15 protein-coding genes are annotated in these 17,246 nt (G+C 31.2%); 4 read left to right on the top strand and 11 right to left on the bottom strand.

The genetic code is table 11. From position 1 onward, the window contains the following. Positions 1–16: 16 nt before the first annotated feature. Genes AAFN75_RS17495 through AAFN75_RS17540 form a run of 10 tightly spaced genes read right to left on the bottom strand, consistent with a single transcriptional unit; the run spans position 17 to position 10,730 of the window. Entirely contained in the window at positions 17–928 is a 912-nt protein-coding gene (locus AAFN75_RS17495; RefSeq protein WP_411807584.1) for a glycosyltransferase family 2 protein, read from the bottom strand. A gap of 16 nt (positions 929–944) precedes the next feature. Continuing rightward, positions 945–2,060 (bottom strand): glycosyltransferase, encoded by a 1,116-nt coding sequence (locus tag AAFN75_RS17500; protein WP_411807585.1) that lies wholly within the window; start codon positions 2,058–2,060, stop codon positions 945–947. Next, complete coding sequence (locus AAFN75_RS17505; RefSeq protein WP_411807586.1) at positions 2,057–2,758, bottom strand: class I SAM-dependent methyltransferase; 702 nt, start codon at positions 2,756–2,758, stop codon at positions 2,057–2,059. Before AAFN75_RS17505 ends, AAFN75_RS17500 begins: the two co-directional genes overlap by 4 nt. Beyond that, complete coding sequence (locus tag AAFN75_RS17510; RefSeq protein WP_411807587.1) at positions 2,759–3,649, bottom strand: class I SAM-dependent methyltransferase; 891 nt, start codon at positions 3,647–3,649, stop codon at positions 2,759–2,761. It abuts the gene before it with no gap. 19 nt (positions 3,650–3,668) lie between these two features. Then, positions 3,669–4,415, bottom strand: a complete 747-nt coding sequence (locus tag AAFN75_RS17515; protein WP_411807588.1) for a TylF/MycF/NovP-related O-methyltransferase — start codon at positions 4,413–4,415, stop codon at positions 3,669–3,671. Further along, positions 4,412–5,677: an ABC transporter ATP-binding protein gene (locus AAFN75_RS17520; RefSeq protein WP_411807589.1), complete on the bottom strand. Its 1,266-nt coding sequence runs from the start codon at positions 5,675–5,677 to the stop codon at positions 4,412–4,414. The genes AAFN75_RS17515 and AAFN75_RS17520 overlap by 4 nt, the downstream gene beginning before the upstream one ends. Further along, entirely contained in the window at positions 5,670–6,548 is an 879-nt protein-coding gene (locus tag AAFN75_RS17525; protein ID WP_411807590.1) for a class I SAM-dependent methyltransferase, read from the bottom strand. Before AAFN75_RS17525 ends, AAFN75_RS17520 begins: the two co-directional genes overlap by 8 nt. After that, entirely contained in the window at positions 6,548–7,438 is an 891-nt protein-coding gene (locus tag AAFN75_RS17530; RefSeq protein WP_411807591.1) for an ABC transporter permease, read from the bottom strand. The genes AAFN75_RS17525 and AAFN75_RS17530 overlap by 1 nt, the downstream gene beginning before the upstream one ends. Before the next feature lie 7 nt (positions 7,439–7,445). Further along, positions 7,446–9,917: a polysaccharide biosynthesis tyrosine autokinase gene (locus AAFN75_RS17535; protein ID WP_411807592.1), complete on the bottom strand. Its 2,472-nt coding sequence runs from the start codon at positions 9,915–9,917 to the stop codon at positions 7,446–7,448. A gap of 18 nt (positions 9,918–9,935) precedes the next feature. Continuing rightward, positions 9,936–10,730 (bottom strand): polysaccharide biosynthesis/export family protein, encoded by a 795-nt coding sequence (locus tag AAFN75_RS17540; protein ID WP_411807593.1) that lies wholly within the window; start codon positions 10,728–10,730, stop codon positions 9,936–9,938. Positions 10,731–10,837: 107 nt separating this feature from the next. Here AAFN75_RS17540 and AAFN75_RS17545 point away from each other — a divergent pair, with 107 nt between their 5' ends. Further along, entirely contained in the window at positions 10,838–12,706 is a 1,869-nt protein-coding gene (locus AAFN75_RS17545) for an ABC-F family ATP-binding cassette domain-containing protein (RefSeq protein WP_411807594.1), read from the top strand. Between the two features lie 13 nt (positions 12,707–12,719). Next, positions 12,720–13,490: an O-methyltransferase gene (locus AAFN75_RS17550; protein WP_411807595.1), complete on the top strand. Its 771-nt coding sequence runs from the start codon at positions 12,720–12,722 to the stop codon at positions 13,488–13,490. A 65-nt stretch (positions 13,491–13,555) separates the two neighbouring features. Here AAFN75_RS17550 and AAFN75_RS17555 read toward each other — a convergent pair whose 3' ends face one another. Beyond that, positions 13,556–15,646: a DUF5723 family protein gene (locus AAFN75_RS17555; RefSeq protein ID WP_411807596.1), complete on the bottom strand. Its 2,091-nt coding sequence runs from the start codon at positions 15,644–15,646 to the stop codon at positions 13,556–13,558. Between the two features lie 328 nt (positions 15,647–15,974). Between AAFN75_RS17555 and AAFN75_RS17560 the strand changes: the two genes are divergently transcribed. Further along, positions 15,975–16,547, top strand: a complete 573-nt coding sequence (locus AAFN75_RS17560) for a cob(I)yrinic acid a,c-diamide adenosyltransferase (RefSeq protein ID WP_092849922.1) — start codon at positions 15,975–15,977, stop codon at positions 16,545–16,547. Between the two features lie 370 nt (positions 16,548–16,917). After that, positions 16,918–17,139, top strand: coding sequence for a DUF2795 domain-containing protein (locus AAFN75_RS17565; protein ID WP_019387375.1), 222 nt, complete (start codon positions 16,918–16,920; stop codon positions 17,137–17,139). The last annotated feature ends 107 nt before the right edge of the window (positions 17,140–17,246 follow it).

Here is a 17,246-nt window from a genome sequence, read left to right on the forward strand (position 1 = left end):
TTATTCTAATACACAGTTAATTATTAAAGAATTTACTTATTTTATTTATAACTCTGCTTACTAGTGTTTTTTTGTACCAATTATATAAAATTACATCTTTAAAAAAGTGTTTATACTTAATTATTAAATTTGGATACGTTTTTTTAATATTTTTATATAGCAATTTTTTATTAAAAAAAACAAAAGATTTACTTTCATTTCTAAGTCTATTAGATATTTTATGCCATATTTGAATTGCCGCTTCAGCTTTTTCAATATTACCATAAACACTCGTCGAATTTCCATTTGTATGCCTGTAATATACAGCTGTATTTTTGGCACAGTAAAATTTATTTACATTTTTAAAAATACGAGACATAAAATCGCCATCTTGATTGACAATTAAATTTTCGTCCCACCCTCCAGTTTTTAAAACTAAATTCTTACTCATTAAATATGCATGAATTGGGAAATAGCCTTTAGAAATAGTTAACGCATTTAAAAAATCTTTACGACTATCAAAATTATTAAAACTTTCAAAATCTGGATACGCTTCCAGTTTTTTAGAATCTATAAACCTACCCCAAGTTGATGTTATTAAAGCGAAGGTTTTCTCATTTAATAACGAAACTTGAGCTTCTAATTTATTAGGTAACATCAAATCATCACTATCTAACCATTGAATATACTTTCCCTTACTTATTTCAAATCCAAAATTCCTACAAGCGTTAGCTCCCTTATTCCTGTTTTTTGGTCTAGAATAATATGTTATTCTTAGATCTTTATCACAATATTCAGCAAGTAAATTAGAGGTTGTATCTGTACTTCCATCATCAACAACTATGCATTCCCAATTAGAATATGTTTGGGCTAATACACTGTTTAATGTTTCGTTAATAACATGTGCTCTATTATAAGTAGGAATTATTATGGAAACTAATGGCTGCATAAAAAAATAAATGGCTTTAACTTTTAGCGATTTCTATTATGTTTTGTAATTTATCAATATGTTTCTCCATACTAAAATTATTTTTAATATTTATTTTCCCTGCTGCTCCTAGTTTTTTGGCGAATGAAACATCATCTAAAACCTGAAGCATATGTTGACTCATAGATAATACATCATGTTCCTTACAAAGCAGCCCTGTTTTACCATGTATAATAACATCTGGTATACCTGCATGATATGTTGAGATTACAGGTAACCCTGCTATACTTGCCTCCAAAACAGCCAAGGGTGTTCCTTCCATATCTCCATCTTCAGCAGTTATTGAATGTTGGACAAATGCTAATGATTCTTGCAGTAAATTTCTAAATATTTCGGGGGTTATAATTCCCAATAGTTTTACTGAATTCTCTAAATTATAATATTTTATAAGGTTTTTACAAATATTAAATAAATAGCCATCACCTGCCATTAATAAAGTCGCATTTGGATGTTTTTTTAATACTTCTTTAAAAGCCAAAATAGTATAATACGGTGCTTTTTTATCAGTAAACCTGCCAATTGCTATAAATTGCTTTTTTGAGAATTGAGCTTTAACCAATTCAAAATCTGGATTAGGTCCGTAAGTATTATAAATTAGTTTTTGTTTAGGACAACCTAAACCTAAAAGTCTTTGGTACATAACCTTGGAAACAGCAATAACTTTTGAAGCCATTAAAAATACATCTTTATAATTATTACAGTTTTTTACAATATTTTTTCTAACTGCATCATGACCATGAAAATGCACTACTACAGGTAATTTGGTAGCTTTTAATATATTAAGTAAATTAAACGAATGATCTCCATATTCTACTAAAACAACATCTATTTTTTGCTTTTTTAATGATTTTATGATAAAATATTCTTTAAGGTATCGTCTAGGTTTATTAAAAAAATTAATATAAACCTTTAAAAGTAAGTTTATATATTTATTTGTAATGGAGTTGTGATTTTCTAATTTCATATTAGAAATAGCTCCATAATAATAAAACACAGTCCCCTTAAGGTAATTTTTATGAGCCTGAATAAATGTTTCAGAATATGGGTTTTTATTAGGGGTTAATATGGCTATGTTCAAATTGTTATTTTTCATTTTCTTGCAGTTCCATATAAACCTGTTATCATTTGCCCTTCTTTAAATGTAACGCTTTCGGGTTTATCTAATTTAATTAAATAATTAATTATTGGTTTTATAGCATACAACAACCATTTACGTTTAGTTTTAGACATAGGGCTTCGTTTAACCCACAACCCTAGCATTTGTGCCATAGAAGCATGCCAACCACCCGTTGCTTTAATTTCTATTTTTTGAAAACCAGAATTTTCTAAATGACGCTTTAAAGAAAATGGGGTATATCTATATTCATCATGAGGCACTTCATGCAAATTCCATAGAAAAGGTACAGTAAAAAAAAAGGTTCCTCCTGGTTTTAAAATACGATAAACTTCTTTTAAAACAACCTCTGGTTCTGGGCAATGCTCTAATACTTCGGTACCAAATGCACAACTAAAGCTATTATTTTTAAACGGCATTTTAATTCCATCCCAAGTAAAATCTGGTTTTACTTTAATGTCGTAAACTAATGCCTGTTCAATATCTAAGCCTACATATTCCGTAACTTCTGAATGTCCTAAAATATATTCTTTATAGGGCATTTTTCCACAACCAATATCTAACAATCGCCCATTAAATTTTGGTAATATATTTTTTAAGGCTTTAAAAATTGAAAAACGTATATAATAGCTATCTATGTTTTTTTTACTAAAGGGTATGTTAATAAAATCATTCATTTAACTTGTTTTTTTATAAACCGCTAATACGTTCCTTCCTTTTATAAGCTTACAAATCAGTGTTTTTAGAATTTTAGGCATAAACTTATTCAGCATTTTCAATATTATTCTTATAAAAACATTAGAATATTGTAAATGAAACATTAAAAAATATTTATACGACTTTTCTAAAGGTTCAAATATAATTTCTTCAAGTTCTAATGGAAAAACATTTTGTAAAGCTTTTAATGATTTTTCATTCCAAAGACCAGCGTGATGTGGCGGTAAGTTAAGTGTATGATATTTATCGCTTATAAATAAATACGGATTATTATTTGGAACGCCTACAATAAGTTTCCCATCCTTTTTTAAAGCTTCTAAAGAGGCCTTTATAAATTCATGAACCGTTGTGATATGTTCTAAAACTTGAAAGTAACATATTATGGAGTATGCTCTATTTTGTTCTAAGGCTTCTTTTTGAATTAACTTTTCTTCAACATTTAGTCCTTTATTTTTACAATGCTTTACTGCATATGGGTTTAATTCCAGTCCTTTAGCTTGAATATTTTTTTGCTTTAACAATTCCAAAAACACCCCAAAACCTGAACCAACTTCTAATACAGAATCTGATTTATTAATAAAATTTACGGCTATATTATGTTCCCATCTATGTGTATAGTAGTTTTTTCTGTTTTTAGATAAATCATCATAAAATTTCGCATCACCTATTGTTTTAAAAGGTGTATAAAACCTATAACCCGTATCGTTACACTTGTATAGATTAACCTCATTGATATTTTCAAAATAAGATAACACATCAACTCCTATGCGCTTATAGGCCGTTATAATTTTTTCTGAGGAAAAACTATATAGTTTTGAAACATTACTCGTGTTTGTTATTGGGCTTTTCATTTAAATAAGTTGTTGAATGCTATAGTTTAACTCCTATTCTACATGTATAATCCACTCGACTTAAAAAAAGAGTTATCTTATTATTTAACAAGTATTCATCAACTGCTTTTTTACATCCAGTCCAATGTCCATAATCATCAATAATAATAATTCCTCCTTTAACTATTTTAGGAAATAAATGCTCCATTTCATGTTTTGTAGATTCATACCAATCTGTATCTAATCTTAACAATGCAATATCTTTAGGGGTGCTATTATTAGGTATCGTTTCTTCAACTTTACCCTTTATATAATGTATTTTTTCTTTTGGGTATTGTAACGTTTCAATATTTGATTTAACCTCGTTTAATGATGAGTAACACCATTTTCCATTCATGTTTTGATAAATATCTGTTGCAGATTTACCTTTGTTTGACATATCATCTTCTGTAGGCTCAACCATACCTTCAAAAGTATCGTAAAGGTATACATCTTTACATACTTCTTGTTTTTTTAATGCAATAAGTGCAGCCATAATACTACCACCTTTCCAAACACCACATTCAACAATATCACCCTTAATATTGTTTTCAACAATAAATTCAACCGCTCTAATAAGAGATACAATACGCTCAGGACCAGTCATTGTATAATTTGCAGTACGTTTTATAACTTCTTTTTCAAAAGAAGTAAAATCTGAATTATTAACCTCAACAGACTTTTTTTTATCAACTTTTAACGATTTTAAAATGAGCTTTTTTGTAAGTTGTTTAAATCTCTTTTTCATAAATTTTCAATTAGCCATTTTGAATCTTCGATATATTTACAAGTTCCTGACACCCATTTGTAGTCATTTCTTTTATTTTTTATCATTTCAACTTTGAAATTACAAGTAGATTCAATAAAATCAAATCGAGTTTTATTTTTTGAATCTGTAAAATAAACTTTAAGAGAATATGTTCCCATGTACAATCGGGTCTTATCTATTATACATTTAAAATTATATGATCCTTTTTTACGTTGAATATTAAACTCTGAATCTATTTGCCAAATATGAATTATTGGGTTTTGAAACTCATCAATAATTTGAAATGCTAGAGCTAAATTTTCAACTTCATAGGGTAATTCAATTTCAAAATCGATTTTTAAAGTTTTACCAAATTCATGTGTGTTATTTGGCAAACTTGTATGGATTTTTACTTTTTTGATTTTAGGTGATTTAACTTGTCCTTCAAAAACATATGACAGTTCGGTACTCCCTTCTTTTAAGTATTCTTTAATAGCAGCATCTGTTTGGCCTTCAAAATATACTTTACCATCTTTTAAAACAACAACGCGGTCTGTTAATAAAGAAATGGCATTCATGTCATGGCTAACAAACAATACTGTACGCCCCTCTCCTCTACTTATGTCCTGCATTTTACCAATAGCCTTCTTTTGAAATTCTGCATCCCCTACCGCTAAAACTTCATCTATAACCAATATATCTGGTTCTAAATGTGCAGCTACAGCAAATGCTAATCGTACTCGCATACCTGAAGAATAACGTTTTACAGGTGTATCAATATAGCGTTCACAACCACTAAAACTAATAATTTCGTCTTCTTTTTGTTGTATTTCTTTTTTGGTCATTCCTAAAATAGCTCCATTAAGGAAAATATTTTCGCGACCAGTCATTTCTGGATGGAATCCCGTTCCAACTTCAAGTAAAGAAGCTATACGTCCTTTTGTTTTAATTTCGCCGGTAGTTGGACTTGTAACTCTAGAAAGAATTTTTAAAAGCGTGGATTTACCTGCACCATTTTTACCAATAATACCTAAAACCTCGCCTCGTTTAACCTCAAAATTAATATCCTGTAATGCCCAAACGTAATCGCTATTACCTTTGGTGCTTCTATCATTAGCCTCTCCAACCTTTAAAAAAGGATCTTCTTTACCTCTTATTTTATGCCACCACCTTGTTAAGTCATGGCTTAAGGTGCCAGAACTAACAAGACCTAAGCGATACTGCTTAGAAATATTACTAGCCTTTAAAATAACATTAGACATGGCTTTTGGGTTTTGGCTTTTTATAAATTATGGTTTGGCTTCTAGCACCATAATGCTGTATAAATTTAGGCGCATATTTTTCTAACTTTAAGGCCGACCTTCTATATTTTCTAAGATTTTTAGTTGAAAAGGGCAAAACGCGATAAAAACGTTCTAACATGCCCATGGGCACAATTTCGGTAACATCAAAAAACTGAAGACCTAAACTTTTAAAATGTTTTGAGCTATTATCGCGATGTGGATGCGGATCTGAATCCTCCCATTGTTTAAAAGCTTTTGGACTAAATAATTTAGAAGGCCTATTATTCATTGGTACTGCCCAACGTAATTGATCTAAAAACCCACTATTTATGGCAGGTTCGAAAAAACGTGCTTCACCTCCTGGTTTTAAAACTTTACTAATTTTTTTTACAACTTCAAGTTCATGTTCTAAAGTTAAATGATGAAGAAATGCTTTACCAATTACCATATCAAAAGAGTCCTTAGATATATTATGACTAGTAAAATCGCCTTTAACAAATGCTATTGGGTAATCAAATTTATAATTGGCATTTAAAGCTTCTATAATGTCATTACTATAATCAGAGATATCATTTGCTACAACCTCTGCTCCTAAAGCAGCCAAAACGGCCACATTGGCACAATTACCACAGCCCAATTCTAATATTTTTTTACCTTTTACAGCATCTTTAAAGTCATTTATATACATACCTACCCAACTAATATCGGTAGTTGTGGCATCTTCTAAAAATGAATCTAAATTGTTTAAAGTTTTTAAAAGCCCATTAATATTTACACTTTTATATTTTTTATCATAAAAGTCTCTATTCTTATTAATGTTTGAAATACTATCGTTTTCTTTCGTTTTCATTATACTGTATCTATAAAACTTTTTTCGGTTTTATTAAAAATAATTAGTCCTACTAAAAATAAAAATGAACTTACTGCAATAACATATATAATTTTCGAAATTGAAAATTCTCCTACCCCTAGAGTGATATACCTAAAAGTTTCAACAATTGTTGTCATAGGATTATATTCTATAAAAACACCGGCTATTTCAGGAATCTTACCTTCTGAAACTTTAGTTTTAATTAAATCTAAAGGATACATAACCGCAGAGGCGTACATTAATAATTGCACACCAAAAGTAACCAAGTAAGATAGGTCTCTATATTTTGTAGTCATTGAGGATATAATCATTCCAAAACCTAAACCAAGAAGTCCCATAAAAAACACTAATACGGGTAAAAAGATTAATTCTATTTGTGGTGATGCTTGAGTAGCTTTGGTAGTTAAACAAACAAAATATATATAAAAAATAATAAAAACCAAAAGTTGAATACCAAATTTTATAAGGTTTGAAACCACTACCGAAATTGGCATTATAACTCTTGGAAAGTATACTTTACCAAAAATGTTTTGGTTTTTCTTAAATGTATCACTTGTTCCTACTAAACATTCTTTAAAATAGTTCCATAAAGTAATACCAGCCAAATTAAATAGAAAAGAAGGTACACCGTTACCTGTACTAATATTGGCTAAATTATTAAATACCAAAGTAAAAATTACAGAAGTAAATAAAGGTTGAATTAAATACCATAAAGGACCTAAAATGGTTTGCTTGTATAACGTAACAACATTTCGTTTTACAAAAAGCAGCATTAAATCCTTATACCTCCAAATTTCCTTAAAATTTAAATCTATAAACTTTTGTTTTGGAGAAATAACATAAAGCCAATTTTCGTTTTTTTCCACCAAGGTATACTTAATTTAAGTTAATTTTAAAAAAAGACTTTACTCGAGAAATGATTGTTTTCTTTTCAGAATCATCATCATTATAACCATTACCATAACTTCCGTAACCATAGCCATAACCGTAGCCATATCCATAACCATAACCATATTTTCCTTTTTGATTATAGCCATTATATACAAAACTTAAATTTTGAATTTCTCCCTTGCTGTATTTAGTATTAATTAAGCTAAGCATGCCTTTTTTGGTATAATCTTGTCTTACTACATAAACAGTTGCATCAGCATATTCTGTTAGTTCTAACGCATCAGCAACAAGACCTATAGGTGGCGTATCTAAAACAATATAATCGTAATTTTGTTTTAAATAAACCATCATGTCATCCATTTTATCACTCATAAGTAATTCTGATGGATTTGGCGGTATAGGCCCAGATGTAATAACATCTAAATTAGGTACTTTAGTATCTTGAATAACCGCTTCAATATCTTTTTGACCAATTAAATAATTAACTACCCCAATATCATTTTTAATGTCAAAATCACCAAATATTTTTGGTTTTCTTAAATCTAACCCTACTAACACAGCCCTTTTACCACTCATAGCAAAAACCGTAGCAATATTAATAGAGCAAAACGTTTTACCCTCGCCACTAACCGATGAGGTAACCATAACTGTTTTTGAGCCTTCTAAATTATTTTTTTTATAAAAATATTGCAAACTAGACCTTATAGACCGAAACCCTTCTGCTAATGTGGATTTTGGTTTTAAGTGCACAACCATGTTATTCTCTAAATTATTTTTACCAACTACACCTAATAACGGAATACTAGATAGGCTTTCTAACACTTGGGGGTTATGCAGTTTATTATCTAAAAAAGTTAGCAAAAAAGCTAATAATAATGGTGGCAAAATCCCTCCTATAATGGCAAATAAATATCTTGAACTTAAGCGTAAATCTATAGGAGTTGCTCCTGTATCTTTTGCAGAATCTATTATTACAATATCTGAAACACTAGCCGACTTTATAATATCTGCTTCTCCTCGTTTTGCTAAAAACACATTATATGTTTTTTCACTTAGAGCATATTGCCTTTCTATATCAAATAATTTTTGCTGCGCTTTTGGAAGCTTTCTTATTTTACCATCCTCAATGGCTATTTTATTATTTAAAGACTGTAGTTCTCTTTTTAGTTCAGTATTTGCAGAATTTATGTTTTCTAAAAGGACTAATTTTAATCCTTCGATTTCGCGATTTAAATCGGCAAATATGGTAGCGTCTTTTCTAACTGTTGCACCATACTTAGATTTTTGTACCGATAGTGCATTAATTTTAGCGATGTTTGACAGAATATTACCTTCGTCAATTCCAGAAATGGAAGGTGCAGGAACATCTGTAAAAGAGTTACTAGTTTTTAAATAGGTTTCTAAGCTATTATAATATGCTAATTTTCTATTTATATCGTCTTTTTCCGTTTCAAGAGCAGTTAATTTTGTATTAATGGCAGCACTTTCATTTGTTAAATCAAATATTCTGTTTTTTTGTTTATAGTCATTTAAAGAATCTGCATTTATAGTTAATTGAGATTTCACTCTATCTAACTGACTATCTATAAACTCAATAGTATTTGTTACAAATAGATTCTTTCTATTTAATTGATTTTCACTTAAAACGGAAACAGTTTCATTTAAATAATCTACAATTTTACCTTTATTAACGTCAACAATACTTAAATTTAAAGTTGGTGAATTTCTAGGATTATCGATAACCAACTTGTTTCTATACTTAGCAGCTACCCCATCAAAATCACTAAATTGAATAAAATACTCTTCATTAACTGTTGGTTTCCTCTCTTCAGCTAAATAAATCACCCCATTTACATAAGGAAGACTAATGGTATCTCCTAAGGTATATTGTTGGCTAAATTCTCCTAAAGGAACATCAATATTTGTTTTTTTCTTTGAATCGTAATTTTGAGTTTTTGCTACATTAGATTCAAAATTTATAGAAAGTAAAATCTTATTGTTTTCAAGAAATTTTATTTTAATCGGGTTATTTAATACTTGATTTGTATTTGGTATTAAATTGATTCTTATTGGTGATGCTTTGTAAACATCGTCTTTTCTAAACCTAGCTTGTTTTAAATAGGTAATATAAAATTGTAAATTGTCAACCACTTTCTCATGAATAGACCGAGATCTTAAAGAAGTCATTATAGTTTGAACTTTTCCAGTAACGCCACCCCAGTTAAAAGTTAAACTTGTTGTAGATGTAAATAATGGGTTAGATTCTTCTTCAACAGAAATTTGAGTACTTAATCTATACGATTGTTGTTTACGAATGTTTTGTTGGTAAACTATAAATATACCAAGACCTATAAACAAAACGAATAATTTCCAATAACTTAAAACTCTTATCAAAAACGCTTTAACATCAAATGAAGGTAGCGATTGCGATTCTGAAATTTCGAATTCCTCTTCCATAGTTTAGTCTAAAAAAAATTATAGATTTCGGGTTAAGAAATATGTAGAAACCAGTACAGATAAAATTGAAGCAATAGTAGTAATGTTTTGTATTGCCGTTTGCCCCGCTCCTAAAGACTTTCGCTTTAAAGGTTTTACCAAAATCATATCATTAGGTTGAATATAATAAAAGGGAGATTGCATAGCTTTTATATCTGTTAAATCGATATGATGAATTTTTTGTCCTCCAGGATATTGTCTAACTATTAAAATATCCTTCCTATCTGCTGTATCTGGTAAATCTCCAGCGTTGGCTAATGCTTCAATAAGGTTTACCCGATCTTGAAATAAAGTATAAACGCCACCGCTAGCTTCTCCAGTTACGGTATACCTCAGTCCTGCTAATTTTACTGTTACAAATAACTCTGCATTTTCTTTAAAATATTGCTTTAAAAGTTCAGACTTCACTTTCTCTTCAATCTCTTCAGTAGTAAAGCCCAATACATTAATTTCTCCTAAAATAGGGAATTCTATATTTCCGTGTATATCTATAGTAAACCCGTTAAAATAAAGTCCAGATTGATTTTGCTCTCTATCACTTCCTTCATCGGCAACAGGGTTAAATATCCCAACAAGTTCTGGGTCTAATGCCTTAACCTTAATGCTTAAAACATCACTGACCTGAACCCGATAAGGCTTAGGTATTTCTGTTAAAACAAGACCTGTATTAGCAGATTCCTCTTTATCTTGTAAATAAACAACGTCTTTATTACTTATACATGAAGTACATAAAACACTAAAAACCAATAAAGTAACAACGAAATAGGGCTTCATATTCATCAAATTGATATAACGCAAATATAACTTTTAGCTTTGAAGAATAAAACTTATAACGGATTTTTTGGTTTTTTATCCGTTCTTTGCAAAAAAAACAACAGCACTTGAATTATCTCACAGTTGAAAACATATCGAAGTCCTACGGCGAACATACCCTTTTTGAAAACATTTCATTTAGCGTTCATAAGGACCAAAAAATAGCATTTGTTGCAAAAAACGGAACGGGCAAAACATCGATTCTAAATATTCTATCGGGCGATGATTCAGCAGATTCTGGAGACGTTATTTTTAGAAAGGACATTAAAGTTTCCTTCTTATCTCAAGATCCTAAATTTGACGATGCTTTAACTGTTGAAGAAACTATTTTTGCAAGCGATAATCCTATTTTAAAAATTATAGCTAGTTATGAAAAAGCGCTTCTAAATCCAGAAGACACGGATGCATACCAAACGGCCTTTGATGCTATGGAACGCCATCAAGCTTGGGACTTTGAAACTCTATACAAACAAATTCTTTTTAAGTTAAAACTAGATGATTTAAATCAAAAAGTAAGTGTGCTTTCCGGCGGACAAAAAAAACGTTTAGCCTTAGCCAATGCTTTAATTAACAAACCCGATTTATTAATTTTAGATGAGCCTACAAACCATTTAGATTTAGAAATGATTGAGTGGCTAGAAGCCTTTTTTGCTAAGGAAAACATCACCTTATTTATGGTAACTCACGATCGCTATTTTTTAGAGCGTGTATGTAATGAAATTATAGAGTTAGATGAAGGCGAATTATATAGTTACAAAGGTAATTACTCTTATTATTTAGAAAAAAGAGAGGCTAGAATAGAACGTGAATCGGTTGAAACAGGAAAAGCAAAACAACTTTTTAAAAAGGAGCTCACCTGGATGCGTCGTCAGCCTAAAGCTCGAACCACAAAATCGAAGTCTAGAATTGATGATTTTGCCGATATTAAACACCGTGCACATCAACGCAGAAATGACCACGAAGTGCAGTTAGAATTAAACATGGAACGCCTAGGAAGTAAAATTCTAGAATTCCATAAAGTATCCAAAGCATTTAAAGATAAGACTATCCTTGATGCCTTCGAGTACACCTTTAAAAAAGGAGAACGCGTTGGTATTATTGGTAAAAATGGTACAGGAAAAACAACTTTCTTAAACATTTTAACACAAACTGCGCAACCAGATTCTGGTAAAGTAGTTAAAGGTGATACCGTTAAATTTGGTTATTACACACAAAGTGGAATAAATATAAAACCAGAGCAAAAGGTAATCGATGTTATTCGTGAATTCGGAGATCATATTCCGTTAAAAAAAGGAAAAACAATTAGCGCTCAGCAATTATTAGAACGCTTTTTATTTAGCCGAAAAAAACAATACGATTATGTTGAAAAATTAAGTGGTGGCGAACGTAAACGTTTATATTTGTGTACTATTTTAATACAAAACCCTAATTTTTTAATTCTAGATGAGCCTACAAACGATTTGGATATTGTAACGCTTAACGTATTAGAAAGTTTCCTTTTAGATTTCCCAGGTTGTATTATTGTTGTAACGCACGATAGGTATTTTATGGATAAGGTTATTGATCACCTTTTTGTATTTAGAGGCGAAGGTATTATTGAAGATTTTCCAGGAAACTATTCGGATTATAGAGTTTATGAAGACAGCCAACCTGTAATACCAAATACAGGAGCTGATGAAGATAAAAAGGATAACAAATCATGGAAACAAAACGAAGCTTCAAAATTATCTTTTAACGAGGAAAAGGAATTAAGAAACATTGAAAGCAAATTGAATGCTTTAGCTTTTGATAAAAAAGAATTAGAAGCCAAGTTCCATAACCCAGATTTATCTCAAGACGATATTAATGAACTTTCAGATAAGCTTCAGAAAATTATTGATACCATTGAAGCCAAGGAAGAGCGTTGGTTCGAATTATCTTCAAAATTAGAAGGATAAAAATAAACACGGGTTGTACCAGGTTATTCAATACATAAAATTTCTGCTAAAATCCACCAATCAACATGGTGTGCACTCCCCTTTTGTTTATAATTTGGTAACCACTTGCTTTTACGATACTTCCAAGCATAACAGCTACAACCTTATTAGTAATTACAAAGCTTCACTTTTAAAAAATAAAACTAAAATTAAGGTAACAGATTTAGGCGCTGGTTCTCAAAAAATGAAAACCCAAGAGCGTGATATTGCCAATATTGCTAAAAATGCGGGTACAACTAACAAACGTGCTAAGTTAATTTACAGAATTACTAATTATTTTAAACCGCAAAATATATTAGAGTTAGGTACTTCCTTGGGTATTACAACACATGCTATGCACTTAGGAAACCCGAAAGCGAACATAACCTCTGTTGAAGGTTGTCCGGAAACCGCGTTGTTTTCAAAACAACAATTAAACAAATTTAAAGCCGAAAATATAGCATTGGTAAATGGCAATTTTAAAACTGAAATTGAAAAATTAAATTCTAAACAATACGATCTCATTTTTTTTGATGGAAACCATCAAAAGGAAGCGACATTGCAATATTTTGAAGCTTTACTAGAATCAACCACTAACGATTCGGTTTTTATTTTTGATGATATTTATTGGTCGGAAGGTATGACTGAAGCTTGGGAAATTATAAAAAACCATCCTAAAGTAACCGTTACTATTGATACCTTTTTTTGGGGATTTGTTTTTTTTAGAAAAGAACAAGTAAAGGAACATTTTACAATACGAATATAATTAGGACAATAAAAAACTCAACCTAAAACTAGATTGAGTTTTTAAATTATAATTTAATATTTCTACTAGTTTACAAGCTTAATCTCCACTCTCCTATTCTGCAAACGTCCTGCTTTATACATATTTGTAGCAACTGGTCTTTTTTCGCCATAACCGATAGCAGATAAACGTGTTGGATCTATACCATGTTCTATTAAATAATTTTTTACTGCATAAGCTCGAGTTTCTGATAACCTTTGGTTTAACTCATAACTTCCAATACTATCGGTATGACCTTCAATTACAAACTTCGAGTTAGGATATTCATTTAAAACCGCTATAATATCAGCTAAAACCATACTGGATTCAGGTTTAAGTGACGATTTTCCGTAATTAAAAAATATAACCTTAGCGTAATTATTTAAAGTATTCTGTAGTCTTTCAATTACCGCTTCAGGACAACCATTGTTAGCCACAGATCCCGCTTCGTAAATACAATCGTCATCTTTATCAAAAACGCCATCGCCATCGGTATCCTTAAAAGGGCAACCATTATTTTCTTGATTTCCTGCTAGTTCCGGGCATTCATCAACATTATCTAAAATACCATCTTTGTCCTTATCGCACCAAGGACAACCTTTATTTTCTTCAGGGCCAACTTCATCGGGACAAGCATCTTCTCCATCTACAATACCATCGTTATCTTGGTCTTTAATTGGGCAACCATTATTTGAAACAGGACCAAATTCTTTAGGACAATAATCTAATTTATCGTAAATCCCATCGCCATCTTTATCGCTAGGACCGTTTTGATATACAGGCACCTTTACACCGGCATAAATATCTGCTTGCCTATTATTATCGCTACCAAATGCCGATAAAATTGATCCTGACCCAACATAAACCGGACCTGCTCTAAAACCATAACCAACTCTAAACCCATTATTTTCAATTACTGTTAGTGGCACATAAAAACTAAACCATTTACTTTCGTAGCGTGGTGTAAAAGACACCAAGTTGGCTACCCTATTTGCAGTTATTCTGTTTTTAGAAATTAATGAATAATCGGTATTTAAATTTAAGTATATGGTATTACTAAGGCTCCAATCTACGTTTAGGTGCAACGCTGTTGGCAAATCTATTTTATAACCCGTTTCTGTATTGGCACGAATGTAATATGAGTTTAAAAAACTCCCGAGGTCTTCTGCTGTATCTTCGTAATCGTCTTGATTTAAGTCATCGAAATTAACATTAAAAGTTTCGTTAACGGCATCTTTATAATCTACAAAACCAATATCTGTTACAGAGACCCCAACTTTTAATTTATACTTGTTTTTGTGTTTAAAATTATAAGGACTATAACCTGATGTTTTATAGTCTTTATAGTTTGGTCTTAACTCATAAACAAAACCAAAATCTACCCCAACACCATTAGCATTGTCTGGTAATTTAATGTCGTAATCATCATTATCAAACTCGGCACTACGTGCATACGTTAAGTCTCCACTAGTAGTTATACTTCCTGTGTTTTCACCGCCAAAAAAAGCAGTTCCATCGGCATCGTAATCCACATAAATATCGGTTCCGGTTATAAAAACACTACCTAAACCTTGTAAATATTTTAACGAAACACCTCCTTTTAAAAAATGTTTATTTTTGTTTACCAACGTTCTGGCATAAGTAATTCCTGCTTCGCCCCAGGAATGTCCTAAAACATTTAGTTGCGCTTCATTTAAAATAAAATCTCTGGTGGAGTCATCGTCTATTGCTGCTATAGAAGCGTCGTCAAAGTCATTAGCATTAACAAAAGCTCTCGCTCTTGTAAAAACAGCTATCGAACTATTTTTACTTAAATTAAACATAAAAGAAGGCCCCAAAACATCGGTATTAACTAGAGCGCTATTAGCACCATTCGAGTTTATTTTTGCTGCCATATCGAAACTATAGCCGTCTCTTGATGCATCCCAAACATTAATACCATAATAATCGTTACCACCAAAAACACTTACACCACCAAGGTTTATATCGGTTTTAAATCTAGAATCGGTAATATTTGCAGGATTAGATATAAGGCTATGTACGCCGCTGTAATTATCGGTTAAAAACCCTAAATAGGATTGCGCATCCATGATTAAAGTAAACATTGTAAACACCAATAACACGCTAATTTTTTTCATTATCCCTCTTTACGATTTAGCTGCAAAAATAAGAGTTTTCTTGTTTAAACATCTTAATTGTTAGCATTTTATCTTTTTTTTACAAGGTCTTTATTTTTTTAGGTAATACATTAAGTTTTAGGTATTATTTAAATATTAATTAATCGTGATTTTTATAAAAACATAATGCTCGTGCTATGTGTAGCTTGTAATTAAATAGAATACCTTTTTTTTGAGTATTCGATTTTTAACTTTTACCTTTATAACATGAAATTAGAAAACAGAATTTATATCGTTAAAAAGAAATTAACGAAAAACATCTGACCTCTAAAACAACAAAAAATATCAGATGAAAATTTACACAAAAACAGGCGATAAAGGTACTACTGCATTATTTGGAGGAACACGTGTACCAAAACACCATATTAGAATTGATAGTTACGGAACCGTGGATGAACTAAACTCGCATTTAGGTTTAATTCGCGACCAAGATATTAACCCTAATTACAAAGATTTACTTATTATAATTCAAGATAGACTGTTTACGGTTGGCGCTATTTTAGCAACCGACCCCGAAAAAGCTATTTTAAAAAACGGCAAGGAGCGCCTTAATATTGAAAAAATTTCGAGTGAAGATATTGAGCGCTTAGAACGGGAAATGGATGCCATGAACGATGCCTTACCACCCATGACGCATTTTGTTTTACCTGGTGGACACCAAACCGTGTCATTCTGTCACATTGCGCGTTGTGTGTGCCGTAGAGCCGAACGTTTAGCATCTGCACTTAACGAATTGGAACCTTTTGAGGCTAATGCGCTGACTTATTTAAACCGTCTTTCTGACTATCTTTTTGTGTTGGCACGAAAGTTGTCGTTTGATTTACAAGCAAATGAAATTAAGTGGATTCCTGAGAAGCGTTGAAGCACGAAGTTAGAAGTTGAAAATAGCAGGTGTTAAAAAACTGCTTACTGAAGACTGACAACTGCAGACGTACCCGCGTTAGGGATTGCAGTGGATAGCCCACAGCCCGACGAAGGAGGTGCGAGGACTTGTAACGAAAAGCCCGACCCTTGTGGTAACGCCCACTTCTGGAAACCTCCCCAAATAAACCGGGACACTCGAAGTGACACCAAAATATCTTTCGCCAAAAAAATTATTAACCCGCAGAAATAATTGCAAGGGTTTAGAGTACAAAAAGATACGTTCTTATAATTAATGATTAAATAATTCATTTTTTTCTTGTGTGTTTAAACTAAAAAATTATTTTTGCAAAAAATTAAACACAAAAGAAATGTATTGGACATTAGAATTAGCATCTTATTTAAGTGATGCACCTTGGCCAGCAACAAAGGACGAATTGATAGATTACGCTATTAGAACGGGCGCCCCTTTAGAGGTTGTTGAAAATTTACAGTCTATTGAGGACGAAGGCGACTCTTATGACTCTATAGAAGAAATCTGGTCTGACTATCCTACCGATGAGGATTACCTCTGGAATGAAGATGAATATTAAATAAAGCATTGCAGCATAGATAAAAAAAAGTCTCGAATTGAGGCTTTTTTTTTGTTCTAAAATGTATCTTTGAATAGCCTTTTAAAAGGCATAATAAAAACGAACTT

The organism is Algibacter sp. AS12 (genome assembly GCF_046736315.1).
GTDB classification, from domain to species: Bacteria; Bacteroidota; Bacteroidia; order Flavobacteriales; family Flavobacteriaceae; genus Algibacter_B; species Algibacter_B amylolyticus.

What these genes read in the sequence shown, in the direction of transcription:
- AAFN75_RS17495 (WP_411807584.1), bottom strand. Translation starts at nt 928, where the DNA reads ATGCAGCCATTAGTTTCCATAATAATTCCTACTTATAATAGAGCACAT.
- AAFN75_RS17500 (WP_411807585.1), bottom strand. Translation starts at nt 2,060, where the DNA reads ATGAAAAATAACAATTTGAACATAGCCATATTAACCCCTAATAAAAAC.
- AAFN75_RS17505 (WP_411807586.1), bottom strand. Translation starts at nt 2,758, where the DNA reads ATGAATGATTTTATTAACATACCCTTTAGTAAAAAAAACATAGATAGC.
- AAFN75_RS17510 (WP_411807587.1), bottom strand. Translation starts at nt 3,649, where the DNA reads ATGAAAAGCCCAATAACAAACACGAGTAATGTTTCAAAACTATATAGT.
- AAFN75_RS17515 (WP_411807588.1), bottom strand. Translation starts at nt 4,415, where the DNA reads ATGAAAAAGAGATTTAAACAACTTACAAAAAAGCTCATTTTAAAATCG.
- AAFN75_RS17520 (WP_411807589.1), bottom strand. Translation starts at nt 5,677, where the DNA reads ATGTCTAATGTTATTTTAAAGGCTAGTAATATTTCTAAGCAGTATCGC.
- AAFN75_RS17525 (WP_411807590.1), bottom strand. Translation starts at nt 6,548, where the DNA reads ATGAAAACGAAAGAAAACGATAGTATTTCAAACATTAATAAGAATAGA.
- AAFN75_RS17535 (WP_411807592.1), bottom strand. Translation starts at nt 9,917, where the DNA reads ATGGAAGAGGAATTCGAAATTTCAGAATCGCAATCGCTACCTTCATTT.
- AAFN75_RS17540 (WP_411807593.1), bottom strand. Translation starts at nt 10,730, where the DNA reads ATGAAGCCCTATTTCGTTGTTACTTTATTGGTTTTTAGTGTTTTATGT.
- AAFN75_RS17555 (WP_411807596.1), bottom strand. Translation starts at nt 15,646, where the DNA reads ATGAAAAAAATTAGCGTGTTATTGGTGTTTACAATGTTTACTTTAATC.
- AAFN75_RS17560 (WP_092849922.1), top strand. Translation starts at nt 15,975, where the DNA reads ATGAAAATTTACACAAAAACAGGCGATAAAGGTACTACTGCATTATTT.
- AAFN75_RS17565 (WP_019387375.1), top strand. Translation starts at nt 16,918, where the DNA reads ATGTATTGGACATTAGAATTAGCATCTTATTTAAGTGATGCACCTTGG.